Origin of the sequence: Bradyrhizobium sp. SK17 (genome assembly GCF_002831585.1) — a bacterium.
Taxonomy (GTDB): domain Bacteria; phylum Pseudomonadota; class Alphaproteobacteria; order Rhizobiales; family Xanthobacteraceae; genus Bradyrhizobium.
On sequence record NZ_CP025113.1, the window covers coordinates 4,047,562 to 4,061,127 of the forward strand.

Genomic DNA, 13,566 nt, shown 5'->3' on the forward strand with positions numbered 1-13,566 from the left:
CGGCGCCGCGGATTGCCGTTAAGACAGGCTAATAGGGGCGCTAATAGGTGATCTTCGGGGGCAGCTTGCGTGCCTGTTCGATAAGCAGCTCGACCGATTTCTCCGACGGCATCACCCGGACGAGCTTACGCCGCACATTGGCGTCCTTCATGCTCTGGGCCAGCCGCGACGGGTTGCGGTGCGCGAGTTCTCGCACGGTGGTGACGCCGGCGGCGCGGACCAGGCCGACCTTCGCCTTGCCCATGCCGGGAATCCGCATGTAGTCGGAGATGTTGGCCCATTCGAGCAATTGTTGTTCGCTGATCCCGGTCTTGGCGGCGAGCGCCTTGCGTCCCTTGACGGTGCGGGCGGCTTCAAGCAGCGCGTCGGTCGTGCGGATACCCTGCGATTTCAGTTTGGTGGCGCAATAGGCGGACAGGCCTTCGATCTCGGAGAGGGGGTATGTCATGATACTCGTATGCAGGTAGAAGGGAGCGCGCGTGCAGGGGCGTGGGGAGAAGCGCTTCAGGCAAACTGGCTGAGGCCCGGCGTCCCCGAGATGATCTCGCCCATTTGATCCGCTCCGATTTTGTCGCGGCCAAACCTGAAAAGTTCACGCGCCACGTTCTGAATTTCACTCATGCTCAATCCAAGCGCCATCAGCCGGGTGCCGACAGCCATCAGCCCGCCGCCCATCAACCGCGACAGACCACCGCTGTTGCTGGACGCGGCGATTGCCGCTTCGGCGCCGGGGATTTGGTCGATCAGAGCCTGGACTTTGTCGGAAGGGCCCTCGTTACGGAGGAAACCCAGAACGATGCCGACGGTTTTTTCAGCGACAGCACCATCGATGCCGGCCTTCGCAGCCAGCTGTCCAACCAATTCGTCCATATTGCCCCGCCTCAACCGGTTTTTGCCGGGTCGTTCTTGAAGATTTATCTTGAGCGCCTGTGTCACGAAATACAAGCGATCCGCGCATTTCAGTTCGTTTTCTTTTGCGATCGCGTTGTGACTGTTGCACCTCTGCAAGAGTGAGCGGCGGATTCACACCATCTTCTCGCAATGCGCAATGCCTTTCGTCACTTGGCTGGGAAAAAAGTATGAGGAACCAGTTGGGGCGACAATACGCATCAGTATCCGGCAATGGTTTCAATCGACCTGCAACATGCAATATGATGGCATCGGTTCGAACGATGGATGCCGGATTTCGATATTCGAACTGATCCAATCTGCGCGAAGAGGCGATGCGATGACGACCTCCGACAACAAGTTGGCCGACACGGACGAGAAAATTTTTATCGGCAAGGGCGAGGAGACGGCCTGGCTGACGCTGGCGCTGGCCAATCGGCATGGCCTTGTCACCGGTGCGACCGGAACCGGCAAGACCGTCTCGCTTCAAGTCATGGCAGAAGGATTTGCGCGCGCCGGCGTTCCGGTTTTCGCAGCCGATATCAAGGGCGATCTCTCCGGCATCTCCGAAGTCGGCGAGGCCAAGGATTTCATCGTCAAGCGCGCCAAGGAGATGGGGCTGACCTTCCAGCCGGATCAGTTCTCGGCCGTGTTCTGGGACGTGTTCGGCGAGCAGGGCCATCCGGTGCGCGCCACTATCACCGAGATGGGACCGCTGTTGCTGTCGCGGATGCTCGACCTGAACGATGTGCAGGAAGGCGTGCTCAATGTTGCCTTCCGCGTTGCCGACGAGAATGGCCTCGCGCTGATCGACATGAAGGATCTGCGCGCCCTGCTGGATGCGATCGCGCCCGACAGCAGCAAGAAGGGGGCGGACGAGGGCGAAGATCCGCTGGCCTCGATCCGCAAGGCCGCGCAGAGCTACGGCAACGTGTCCAAGGCGACGGTCGGAACCATTCAGCGTCAGCTGCTGGTGCTCGAGAACCAGGGCGGCACGAAGTTCTTCGGCGAACCGGCGCTGACGCTGAAGGATTTCATGCGTACCGACCGCGACGGTCGCGGCATGGTTAATATTCTCGTCGCCGACAAGCTGATGCAGAGCCCGCGGCTTTACGCCACGTTCCTGCTCTGGATGCTGTCGGAACTGTTCGAGGAATTGCCGGAGGCCGGCGACCTGCCGAAGCCGAAGCTGGTGTTCTTCTTCGACGAAGCGCATCTGTTGTTCAACGATGCGCCGAAGGCGCTGATGGACAAGATCGAGCAGGTGGTGCGCCTGATCCGCTCCAAGGGCGTCGGCGTCTATTTTGTCACGCAGAATCCGATCGACGTGCCGGACAAGGTGTTGGCGCAGCTCGGCAACCGCGTGCAGCACGCGTTGCGCGCCTTCACGCCGCGTGATCAGAAGGCGGTCGCGGCGGCCGCACAGACCTTCCGGCCCAATCCGAAGCTCGATACCGCGCGGGTGATCATGGAGCTCGGCAAGGGCGAGGCGTTGGTGTCGTTCCTCGAGGGCGCCGGCACACCGTCGATGGTCGAGCGCATACTGGTGCGTCCGCCGTCGGCGCGGATCGGGCCGATCACACCCGAGGAGCGCAAGGCGATCATGGATGCGAGTCCGGTGAAGGGCAAGTACGACACTGCCATCGACGCCGAGTCGGCTTACGAGATCATCCAGAAGCGGCTTGCCGGGGCGGCGGCACCGGCCGATGGTGGTGATGGCGGTAGCGGTGGCGGCGGCATCCTCGGCCAGATCGGCGCGATCGCCGCTACGATCTTCGGGACCAATGTCAAGCGCGGTCGGCTCTCCACCGGGCAGGTGATCGCGCGCAACGTCACGCGCTCGGTGACGGACAAGGTGGTCGGCGGCGTGGTGGCTGACCTCGGCAAATCGGTCGGTGGCTCGGTCGGCGGCTCGATCGGCCGTGCGCTGGTGCGCGGCGCGCTCGGCGGAATTCTGCGCAGGTAGATCGCCGCGGTTCGTCTGGAACGGGCAAGCGGCTTTGCCGCGGGCGGCCGGCCGCGCTACAACCCGCGGCAACGTCCAACGAAACAGGATATCCGCGATGTCCAATGCCAAGCTGCAATCCGTCCTCGACCGCATCGATGCCGATTTCGACAACAGCCTCGAGCGGCTGTTCGTGCTGCTGCGGATCAAATCGATCTCGGCCGATCCGGCATTTGCCGATGACTGCAAGGCGGCTGCCAATCACCTCGCCAAGGACATCGCGACGCTCGGCTTCAAGACCGAGGTGCGGCCGACCGCCGGCCATCCCGCCGTGGTCGGCAAGCTGAACGGCTCGACCGACGGGCGCCCGCACGTGCTGTTCTATGGCCACTACGACGTGCAGCCGGTCGATCCCCTGAGTCTCTGGCATCGTCCGCCGTTCGAGCCTGTCGTGACCGACCATGCCGACGGGCGCAAGATTATCGTCGCGCGCGGGGCCGAGGACGACAAGGGACAGTTGATGACCTTCGTCGAAGCCTGCCGCGCCTGGAAGAATGTCACGGGATCGCTGCCGGTCGACATCACCATCATCATCGAGGGCGAGGAGGAGGTCGGCTCGAAGAATTTCGTGCCGTTCCTGGAGGCGAACAAGGCCGAGTTCAAGGCCGACTTCGCGCTGGTCTGCGACACCGGCATGTGGGACCCCAACACGCCCGCGATCACCACCGCGCTGCGCGGCTTGGTCTATGACGAGGTCAAGATCAAGGCCGCCAATCGCGACCTGCATTCCGGCGTGTTTGGCGGCGGCGCGCAGAATCCGATCCGCGTGCTGACGCGGATCCTCGGCGGCCTGCATGATGACAACGGCCACATCACCATTCCCCGCTTCTATGACGGCGTGAAGGATCTGCCGCCGGATATTCTGGCGCAGTGGAAGCAGCTCAATCTGACGCCGGAGAGCTTCCTCAAGCCGATCGGCCTCTCGGTGCCGGCCGGCGAGAAGGACCGGCTCCTGATCGAGCAGGTCTCCTCGCGTCCGACCTGCGACATCAACGGCATCGTCGGCGGTTACACTGGCGAGGGCTCGAAGACCGTGATCCCGGCCGAGGCGTCGGCGAAGGTCTCGTTCCGCCTGGTCGAAGGTCAGGATCCCGAGACAATCCGCAAGGCGTTCCGCGACTATGTGAGGGCGCGCGTGCCGGCGGACTGCAAGGCCGAGTTCATCGATCATTCCGGCGCGCCGGCGATCGCGCTCGACTGGAACATGAAGCCGCTCGCGGCGGCCAGGCAGGCGCTGACCGACGAGTGGGGCAAGGAGGCGCTGCTGGTCGGCTCCGGCGCCTCGATCCCGATCGTCGCCGACTTCAAGCGCACGCTCGGCCTGGACAGCGTGCTGGTCGGCTTCGGGCTCGACGACGACAACATCCATTCGCCGAACGAGAAGTACGACCTCAAGAGCTACCACAAGGGCATCCGCTCCTGGGCACGGATCCTCGCGGCCTTCGCCGAGGCCAAATAAGCGAGAGGCCCCGAACGTGAAAACGCCGCCCGGAATTGGGCGGCGTTTTGTTTGAGTGTAGGATGGGTAGAGCGCAGCGAAACCCATCACTTCTTCTTGCGATCAGTATGGTCACTTACCGTCGCAATTTTATTGCTGGAGGCAGTTTCTTCTTCACGGTCAACCTGGAGAACCGTCGCCTGCGATTGCTCACGGAGCACATTGATCAACTGCGCGCGGCTTTTCGCGAAACGCGCGAAAGGCATCCTTTCAGGACCGAGGCGATTGTCATTCTTCCCGACCATCTCCACGCAGTCTGGAGCTTGCCGGAAGGCGACGGTGACTTCGCAACCCGCTGGCGACAGATCAAATCGGCCTTCTCGCGGCGTCTACCGATCGGTGAGCCGGTCTCGGGTAGCCGTGCCGCAAAAGGAGAGCGCGGCATTTGGCAGCGGCGGTATTGGGAGCATACGATCCAGAATGAGGACGATTTCTCCCGTCACATCGATTACGTGCATATCAACCCGCTCAAGCACCGCCTTGTGAAGCGGGTGAGAGATTGGCCGCATTCATCGTTTCACCGCATGGTCGAGCTCGGAATCTATCCCGAGGATTGGGCTGGCGATGGGACGACGCTGGATGGAGCGTTCGGCGAGCGGTCTTGATGCGGAGGCGTGATGGGTTTCGCTGCGCTCTACCCATCCTACAGAAGTCCACCAGCTTCCCGGACGTGAAAACGCCGCCCGGAATTGGGCGGCGTTTTGATTCAGGCCGTGTAGAGGGTGTTGGCGATTAGCTTACCCCAGGATTGTGAAATTTCAATCACGGTAACCGGGATTGACCCGGTCGAGCTTGCGCAGCAGCGGCGGCCAGACCAGCTGGGTCGAGCGCAGCTCGGCGCGGTCCGGGTTGGAGAGCAGCTCGGTGTTCTTGTCGATCGCGTGCTGGTCGACCGGATAGGCGGTGCCGCCGAGCGCGCGGGTTGCCACCTGCATCGAGCAGGCGCGCTCCAGATGGTACATCCGCTCGAAGGCGGAGGCGACCGAGCGGCCGACCGTCAGCGTGCCGTGATTGCGCAGCAGCATGTGGTTCTTGCTGCCGAGGTCGCGTTGCAGGCGCGGGCGCTCGTCGTGGTCGAGCGCGATGCCTTCGTAGTCGTGATAGGCGAGATCGTGGGTGACGAGCTGCGCGGTCTGGTTCAGCGGCAGCAGCCCGTCGGGGCCGCTCGACACCGCGGTGCCGTCGACGGTGTGCAGATGAAGCACGCAGCCGGCGTCCTCGCGCACCTCGTGGATTGCCGAGTGGATGGTGAAGCCGGCCGGGTTGATGCTGTAGTCACTCTGCGAGAGCTGGTTGCCGTCGAGGTCGACCTTGACCAGGCTCGACGCGGTGATCTCGTCGAACATCAGCCCGTAGGGGTTGATCAGGAAGTGATGCTCGGGTCCCGGCACGCGGGCGGAAATGTGGGTATCGACCAGATCGTCCCAGCCGTAGAGCGCGACCAGCCGGTAGCAGGCAGCGAGATTGATCCGCTGCTCCCATTCCGCCGCACTCATGTTCGACGGCACTTCCTTCAGACGCGCTTCCGCGGGCGACATGGCCGATTGCTCCGTTGATCGTTGTTACTTGGAACCAAGCCTAGCCCTGCGGCCCGGTCGCAGCAAGGCAGCGTAACGGCGTGACAGTCATGCCGGCATGCGGCCCACGATCCGAAAGCTGATGGTCGGTGGGCAACCGCGCGGTGGATGTTCCGGCGCTACGGCGCGGGAATCGAGAGCAGGCTCGAGATGCTGCGGCCGCGGATGTCGTAGACGCGGGCGAACACGACGTCGTCGCGCTTGATCTCGACCATGACGGGCGCGGCCAGGCCCTTGCAGTAGAATTCGCCGAGCGTCATCGCGAAATCGGCCGCGTTGCTGTCCCAGCCGATCGTGAAGTCGGGGCCGAGCGCGACCTGCGCGGGACGCTGCGGTCCGCACACCGCGACCTTCCACTTGCGATGCTGCGGCGGCACTTCCTGCCGCTCCGCCAACTGCTCGCGCAGCCCGTCGGATGCCTGCTTCAGCGCCAGACCCCAATAGTCCAGCATGAAGAAATTGTCGGCGGTCCGCACCGTGCCGGCGATGTGATTGAAATGCGTATACTGATACGGATGCAGGCGGATCATCTCGCTGAGCGGCAGCAAGAGGCCGAATGCGAACACCGCGAGCGCCGCGGGCTGCCAGACGCGGCGGTTCTCGCCGAGCCAGTCCATGCCGCGGGCAAAGGCGACGCCGGCGAGCACCGTCATCGGCGGGATCACGAAGATGAAGTGCCGGATGCCGTTGTAGAGCGCCGGCCGCTTCACCATCGCGATCACCAGCGGCAGCATCGCCGCCAGCGTCAGCATCAGCATGATCGACTTGCGCTTGGCGGTGACGTCGGTGCGCGACAGCGACATGAAGGTGGCGATGACGGCAGCGGCCAGCAACGCCAGCAGCACTTCGGGGAGTTGCAGCGCGAACAAAGTGGGCAGATAGGACCACGGCATGTCCGGCACCGACACCAGGGCGCCGTCGAACATTTCCTTCCAGGGCTTCTCGAAGAAGTGCGAGAAATAGGTCACCGCTTCCAGCGGATGTCCGGGCTCCATGATCGACCACGGCCAGATCAGGCCCATCACGAGATAGCCGAACGCAAGTCCCGGCAGCAGCACATAGGCGACATGGGCAAAGCGGTGGATCGCCTCGCGCGCTCCCTGCTTGCGGAATTCCTCGATCCAGAGCGGGATGAAGCCGATCACCGCATAGATCAGCGCAAGCCCGCCGAGAACGCGGCAGCCGAGCGACAGGCCGGCGCCGAAGCCGACGAGCAGGATGGTGCGCGGCGAGGGGGCTGGATATTCCTCGATCAGACGGACCAGGCCCATGATCAGGACCATCATCGCCACGGCGAACGGCGCGTCCTTTGGATTCATGAACATGTGGCCGTAGAAGGTCGGGCACAGTGCCAGCAGCAGCAGCGCCGCCAGTCCCGCCAGCGGGCCGCCGATACGGCGCGCCAGGCGCCAGGTTATGGCCAAGCCGATGACGCCGACGATCGCACCGAGCATCCGGCGCGTCTCGAACAATTCGAGCGGAATGACCTTGTGCAGCAGGGCAGCAGCCATGTCGAAGCCGCCGCCGTACATATACAGGTTGGCAAACGACAGCGCGCCGGTGTCCTTGAACCCGGACTCGTACATCCGCAGCAGGAGATCGGCATATTCAGCGTGGGTGTAGTCGTCCCAGCCCAGGCCGTAATCGCGGAAGGTGAGGCCGGCGACGATGGCGACCACGCCGAGGACGAGGAAGGCGAGATCGTCGCAGGTCTTCTCCACCGAGCGCCGCGCAGGCGCCTCGAGGGCAGACGTCGTAATCGATGACATGGCTAGTGATACCGGCGTGCCTGTGGCCCAGATTGGCGCTTTAGGGCCTCATTCCCCGGCATCCATAGCGCAGTTCCATTTCTGAGTAATTGGGAATTGTGGCGTAATTTCCCAGATGCGTTGCAATAAATTGGCAGCAATTCGTCGTCAGTAAATCTACGGGAGCCAGGTTTCCACGCGCGTTGCGAGTGCGACGAAACGGCCTCACGCCCGGTTAAGCGGGATTTTAGGGAACTCCGCTTACAATTGGCGGTTGGCGGTGTGGGCAATATGACGGTATCGTGGCAACGGTGGCTCGCGCGCCGATTTTCGGTTGGGTCTCCCGGGGGTTAGTTCGATGATGGTTGGTCTGATGGTCGTCGGCGTGGGCCTGGTCTTGGCGGGCCTTGCCGCGCTCGGCCTTGGAATCCCCAATAAGGAATTCAGCGTCGGCGGTACGTTGATCATGGCGGGCGTGACCGGGATATGCACCGGCGCGATCGTGCTGGCGCTCGCTGCGATCCTGCGGGAATTGCAAGTCATCGCCGGGCGGCTCGAGTCCGTCGGCACGGGCGCCCGGTTCGACGTCCCGTCGTCGTCCGCAACTTCGCCGCGCGGCGTGCCTGACGATGTGGCGGCGTTTCCGCCGCCTCGTGAGCCGAAGCTTGCCGTGCCGCCTCCGCCGGTCCCGCCATCGGCACCCGCAGCGGCGCCGCCCTGGCACGATGAAATCGCCCAGCGTGGCGTATCTGGCGAGGCGCCGCCCACCGTGCCGGGCGTCGCGCCGCCGGATGCCGCGGCGCCAGCCAAGCGGCGCAACCTGCTGTTTTCCTCGTCGCGGAAGGAGCGTGAGCGCAGCCAGACGCGCGCCGCCGAGCCGCTGACGCCGGACCTGTTGTCGCCCGAGTTGCGCCCGAACCCGTCCGCGGCGGCGGAGCCGGCACCGCCAGCGTTCGACGAGGCCTGGCCGAAGGCCGAGCGGCCGAAATCGGTCGATGTCGCCCCGCGGCGCGGAGTTCCGCGGACGCCGTCGACCTTCAATGAGGGGCAGTCGGCCGCGGCGCCGTCGTCGTCGGGCCATCCGCCGCCGCCGCAGGAGCAGCCGCCGGTGACCGTGCTCAAATCGGGCGTCGTCGACGGCATGGCCTATTCGCTCTATTCGGACGGATCGATCGAGGCGCAGATGCCCGAGGGCATGATGCGCTTCGCCTCGATCGACGAGCTCAGGTCGCATCTGGAGCAGCGGCCGTAGATCCACGCCAATACTTGCGTGCGGCCGGTGTGGGGCCACAAACGCCGGCGTTCTTGTCAGGTTTGCTGTAATCCGATCATATTCGCGAAGTAGTACGCGATTCTGCTAATGTATTGCGACGCCCGGATACTGTCCGAGCGGTCCGCAACGGCGCGCCGTCGAGCGCGCGGGGAAGGTTGTGTGATGTCCGATCCGTCAGGCAAAACGCCGGTCGAGCTGACCGCAAACATCGTTTCGGCCTATCTCAGCAACAATCCGACGCCGGCCTCGGATATTCCGGGCCTGATCAGCCAGGTCCACGCCGCGCTGCTGCGTGTGTCGAGCGGGCGCGCCGACATACCGAGCGAGCCGGCCAAGCCCGCGGTGTCGATGAAGAAGTCGATCACGCCCGAATATCTGGTGTGTCTCGAGGACGGCAAGCGCTTTAAGTCGCTCAAGCGACATTTGCGCACCCAGTACAACATGACGCCGGAGCAATACCGCGACAAATGGGGACTGCCGGCCGACTATCCGATGGTGGCGCCGAACTACGCGGTGGCGCGTTCGCAGCTCGCCAAGAAGATGGGCCTCGGCCAGCAGGCACGGAAGCGGAAGTAGAGAGCGTTTTCCAGCGAAGTGGACGCCGGTTCGCGTGAAGCAAACGCGTCAAGCAAGAAAGCTCTACGCGGCCGACGCCAGCGCCTCGCGCGCATCATTGTGGATGCGATCGACCATCGAGCGCAGTCCGTTGGAGCGCTGCGGCGTGAGATGGTCGCGGAAGCCGAATTCGTCGAACAGCGCGAGCGCATCGGTGGCGAGGATTTCCTTCGGCGTGTGCCCGGAAAACAGCGTCAGCACGATCGCGACCAGGCCGCGCACGATGTGGGCGTCGCTGTCGCCGAGATAGATCAGGCGCGGTTCGCCATTGCCGTCGCGCTCGACCCGCTTCGACAGCCAGACCTGGCTGACGCAGCCCTGCACCTTGTTCTCGGCCGAATGTTCCGCCTCCGATAACGGCTCGAGCGTGCGGCCGAGTTCGATGACGTAGCGATAGCGGTCGTCCCACTCGTCGAGCAGCGCAAAATTGTCCCTGATTTCGTCGATCGTCGTCATCGTGGCCCGCGTCCTGTCCTTGACGGCTTATATAGGAAGGTGGGCCGCGAAAGCGACGAAAATGGAACCGGTTCCCTGTCGTTTTGAAGCGTTTTCTTGGCGCGAACCAGTGCCCACTTCAGGTGAAAGCGCCCTGGCTGGCGCTCACGGCGTCGGCGGCGGGCGGAATTCGATCGACTGATCGTCCGCCGTCAGCGTGTCGCGGGACGCGACCGCCGACGTATCGTCCCCGCCGATCGAACTGGTGTGATCGGGCTTCTTGTCGGTGATCATCTGGTAGAGCTTGCGCGCGCCGTCGGTCGCGCGTTGGCCGATCGCGGTCGCAGCCTGGCCGCCGACTTCGCAGGCCGAGGGCTGACGCTTGCAGAACTGACCCATGTCGTTGATCGTCGCGGTCGCGGCCGATACCGCGTCCGATGCGCTGACCTGCGGCGTGTTGTCCGCTTCAGGTGTTTTGTCTCTGGGCAGCAGCACGAGCACAAGCCCGAGCCAGAATGCCAAACGCAACAGGAAGAACATGGCGCGATCCCGGTCGTCTATCTGGTCTTTTGCTTCTTGAGCGGTCGATGCCGCCGTTGCCCTCGGCTTAGCATCGGTCGATAAACCGGACGTATCCGCATTGAAGTAAATCCGCCGAAAAATCGCGGAAAATCCGCCTGAATTGATTCGCCGTAAATTTTCGATTGATGGCGGCTGACGGCTCTCACATGCGCTTGATGCACCGCGTCCACCATTTCGAAACCATAGATCGCCGCATCCGGAAACCAGCCGTTCACCATCCCGGACAAATGCCCGGTGAATAGCCGCGTCGATACCTCGGCAATGCACGGTGTTTGGCAGCAGGCCGGCCCGCCTTAGCGTTCGCTTAAGTTCGCTCTGACACGTTGACCTGCAATCACGAAGGAGGCGTTCCGGCGCGTCTGTCCGACGATCGAGCCGAAGCGCGAGTGCTGTGAATAGTTTGAGTTTGTTCCGCGATTGCCTGGATGCGCTGCTGCATCCGTCGGCGCAATATGATGCGCTGACGCGTGCGCGGCATCGTGCCTTCATGGCGCCGCGGCTGCTCGGTAGTCTGGCGGCGCTGGCATCCTTCCCGGCCTTCCTGGCGATGCGCGGCGCGCCGTCGGCGATCGAGGTCGCGGCATTCGCCTGGCTGATCGCACCGATCCTGTTGTCCTGGTTCCTGTCGCGCACCGGCCGCTACGAAGGCGCGCATGTGCTGTCGTCGCTGGCGCTCGCCGGTCTCGTGATGATGATCGCGGCAACCACCGGCGGCATCACGTCGTTCGCCGCGGTCTGGCTCGTCGTGATTCCGATCGAGGCGGCGCTGTCGGCCTCGCGGCGCGTGGTCGCCTTCGCGTTCGCGCTGGCGATGACCTGCGCGGCGCTGCTGAGCGTGCTCGGCCACTATCATGTGCTGCCGCTGGTCGATCCCGCGGTTGCCTCAAACACCACGCTGGTCGGTTTCGGCCTGGTGTCGGCGGTGTTCTACGCGGCCGGGCTCGCCTTCGGCGCGGAGTCGCTGGCGCGCACCAGCGTCGCGCTGCTCTATGTCGAGGAAGAGCGTTACCGCCTGCTCGCGCATAACATGAGCGACGTGCTGTCGCGGCACCGCCGCAACGGCGCCGTGCGCTTCATTTCACCCGCCGCCGAGATCATGCTCGGCGTGCCGGCCTCGCGGCTGCTGGGCCACGGCCTGTTCGACCGCGTTCATGTCGCCGATCGCCCGGCCTATCTCACAGCGCTGTCGGACGCGGCTCGCGGCGAGCCCCGCAGCGTCGAGTTCCGCGTGCGCCGGGATGCTGCGCGGGGCGAGAGCGCGGCCGAATTCATCTGGGCGGAGATGCGCTGCCGCGCGCTCGATCAGACCTCGGCCGATGCCGAGGTGGTTGCCGTGATCCGCGACGTCACCGATCGCAAGGTGCAGGAGCAGGCGCTCGAACAGGCCCGCAACGCGGCCGAGCAGGCCGACGCGTCGAAGACCCGCTTCCTCGCCACCATGAGCCACGAGCTGCGCACGCCGCTCAATGCCATCATCGGCTTCTCCGAGATGATCGCGCAGGAGGACGTGCTCGGGCTCGACGTCGCCCGCCGCAAGGAGTACGCGCAGCTCATCAACGATTCCGGCCAGCACCTGCTGTCGGTGGTCAACGGCATCCTCGACATGTCGAAGATGGAGTCCGGCAATTTCGAGATTTCGCCGGAGCCGTTCGCGCCGCGGCCGGCGCTGCTGAATTGCTGCAACCTGGTGGCGCTGAAGGCGCGCGAGGTCGGCGTCGACCTCGTCACCCGCGTGCCCGACGACCTGCCGATCGTGAACGGCGATCCGCGCGCGTTCAAGCAGATCGTGCTCAATCTGGTCTCCAATGCCATCAAGTTCACCGAGCGCGGCGGCAAGGTGACGGTGTCGGCCAGTGCCGAGGGATCGCGGCTGGTGCTGCGCGTCTCGGACACGGGCGTCGGCATCGCCGCCGACGACCTGAAGCGGATCGGCGATCCGTTCTTCCAGGCCGGCAAGACCTATCAGCGCCGCCACGAAGGCACCGGCCTCGGCCTGTCCATCGTCAAGGGGTTGGTTGGCCTGCACCACGGCGAGATGAATGTGGAGAGCAAGGTGGACGAGGGCACCATCGTGTCGGTCGCGCTGCCGCTGGCGTTCACGCCGCCAGTAGCGATCGAGCCGACCAGCAATGTCTCGACGCTGAAGCCCGCGCTGCGCTCCGGACTACAAGAGCAAACCCATCAGGTGAAGAAGAGTGCCTAGACAGACTTTGGATGACGATGAAACGCCGCGCCGTCGCCGCGGCGCCAAGGCAGCGGCCATCGCGGTCGAGGAGGAACGTGGCCTCGTCCTGCGCCTGCTGCTGCACAGTCCGAAGGATCTCGTCGCGGGCGTGCTGGCGGCCTCGGCCATCATCGCTATCCTGATCAATGCGCTGTTTTTGCAGGCGGGGCGGCATCCGTCGCCGATGTTCGGCGGTTCGGTGGTGACGTTGCCGCCGCCGGCCCCGGTTGCCGCGGCCGCCAATCCGCTACCGCGTCCGCGCCCGGCGGAGGCCGCCGCGCGGTCAGCCGAGACGGCCGTGCTGGATACGCCGAAGCCGGTCGATGTGAAGCCGGTCGAGACGAGGCCGGTCGAGACCAGAGCGGTTGAGCCCAAACCGGTTGAAGCAAAGCCGGTCGAAGCGAAGCCGGTCGATCCCATGGCCAACCTGGTCTTGAAGTCGACCGCCGCGCCGCCGGCGGCCGCACCGTCGAACGCACTTCGTCCGCCGGCGCCGATCCCGACCGCGCATCTCAGCCCGGCCGGGCGGCGGATCGCCGCGGTCCAGCGGACGCTGACCGAGTATGGCTACGGCCAGCTCAAGCCGACCGGTACGATCGGGGCCGATACCCAGACCGCGATCGCCAAGTTCGAGCGCGCCCGCAAGCTGCCGGTGACCGGGCAAATGTCCGATCGCCTGGTGCACGAACTCACCACCATGATCGGCCGGCCGATCGAATAG

General features: G+C 64.5%; 13 protein-coding genes. 7 read left to right on the top strand and 6 right to left on the bottom strand.

Translation table 11 applies throughout. The features are described from left to right. Positions 1-40: 40 nt before the first annotated feature. Positions 41-448: a DUF4332 domain-containing protein gene (locus tag CWS35_RS18560; protein ID WP_024579508.1), complete on the bottom strand. Its 408-nt coding sequence runs from the start codon at positions 446-448 to the stop codon at positions 41-43. Between the two features lie 56 nt (positions 449-504). Beyond that, positions 505-870 carry a hypothetical protein gene (locus tag CWS35_RS18565; protein WP_024579509.1) on the bottom strand — a complete coding sequence of 122 codons (366 nt, stop codon included), beginning with the start codon at positions 868-870 and terminating at the stop codon, positions 505-507. A gap of 358 nt (positions 871-1,228) precedes the next feature. On the opposite strand from CWS35_RS18565, the gene CWS35_RS18570 reads away from it, so the two are divergent. From CWS35_RS18570 to CWS35_RS18580, 3 genes are all read left to right on the top strand, one after another. Next, positions 1,229-2,854, top strand: a complete 1,626-nt coding sequence (locus tag CWS35_RS18570) for a helicase HerA-like domain-containing protein (protein ID WP_100956486.1) — start codon at positions 1,229-1,231, stop codon at positions 2,852-2,854. Positions 2,855-2,951: 97 nt separating this feature from the next. Next, positions 2,952-4,352, top strand: coding sequence for a M20/M25/M40 family metallo-hydrolase (locus CWS35_RS18575; protein ID WP_100953010.1), 1,401 nt, complete (start codon positions 2,952-2,954; stop codon positions 4,350-4,352). A gap of 107 nt (positions 4,353-4,459) precedes the next feature. After that, the gene (locus CWS35_RS18580) at positions 4,460-4,996 is read left to right on the top strand and encodes a transposase (RefSeq protein ID WP_100953012.1); all 537 of its coding nucleotides are present in this window, start codon (positions 4,460-4,462) and stop codon (positions 4,994-4,996) included. Positions 4,997-5,149: 153 nt separating this feature from the next. Here CWS35_RS18580 and CWS35_RS18585 read toward each other — a convergent pair whose 3' ends face one another. Both CWS35_RS18585 and CWS35_RS18590 read right to left on the bottom strand, forming a co-directional pair. Then, positions 5,150-5,929, bottom strand: a complete 780-nt coding sequence (locus tag CWS35_RS18585; RefSeq protein WP_024579512.1) for a class II aldolase/adducin family protein — start codon at positions 5,927-5,929, stop codon at positions 5,150-5,152. A gap of 158 nt (positions 5,930-6,087) precedes the next feature. Beyond that, the gene (locus CWS35_RS18590; RefSeq protein WP_100953014.1) at positions 6,088-7,737 is read right to left on the bottom strand and encodes a glycosyltransferase family 39 protein; all 1,650 of its coding nucleotides are present in this window, start codon (positions 7,735-7,737) and stop codon (positions 6,088-6,090) included. A 337-nt stretch (positions 7,738-8,074) separates the two neighbouring features. Here CWS35_RS18590 and CWS35_RS18595 point away from each other — a divergent pair, with 337 nt between their 5' ends. Then, complete coding sequence (locus CWS35_RS18595) at positions 8,075-8,968, top strand: hypothetical protein (protein ID WP_100953016.1); 894 nt, start codon at positions 8,075-8,077, stop codon at positions 8,966-8,968. Positions 8,969-9,151: 183 nt separating this feature from the next. Beyond that, complete coding sequence (locus tag CWS35_RS18600) at positions 9,152-9,565, top strand: MucR family transcriptional regulator (protein WP_100953018.1); 414 nt, start codon at positions 9,152-9,154, stop codon at positions 9,563-9,565. A 63-nt stretch (positions 9,566-9,628) separates the two neighbouring features. On the opposite strand, the gene CWS35_RS18605 is transcribed toward CWS35_RS18600, so the two are convergent. Then, positions 9,629-10,060 carry a SufE family protein gene (locus CWS35_RS18605; RefSeq protein ID WP_100953020.1) on the bottom strand — a complete coding sequence of 144 codons (432 nt, stop codon included), beginning with the start codon at positions 10,058-10,060 and terminating at the stop codon, positions 9,629-9,631. Between the two features lie 144 nt (positions 10,061-10,204). Further along, complete coding sequence (locus tag CWS35_RS18610) at positions 10,205-10,579, bottom strand: DUF5330 domain-containing protein (protein ID WP_100953022.1); 375 nt, start codon at positions 10,577-10,579, stop codon at positions 10,205-10,207. Between the two features lie 442 nt (positions 10,580-11,021). Between CWS35_RS18610 and CWS35_RS18615 the strand changes: the two genes are divergently transcribed. Next, positions 11,022-12,824: a PAS domain-containing sensor histidine kinase gene (locus CWS35_RS18615; protein ID WP_371682874.1), complete on the top strand. Its 1,803-nt coding sequence runs from the start codon at positions 11,022-11,024 to the stop codon at positions 12,822-12,824. Further along, a complete protein-coding gene (locus tag CWS35_RS18620; RefSeq protein ID WP_024579519.1) occupies positions 12,817-13,566 on the top strand; it encodes a peptidoglycan-binding domain-containing protein in 750 nt (249 codons plus the stop codon). Before CWS35_RS18615 ends, CWS35_RS18620 begins: the two co-directional genes overlap by 8 nt.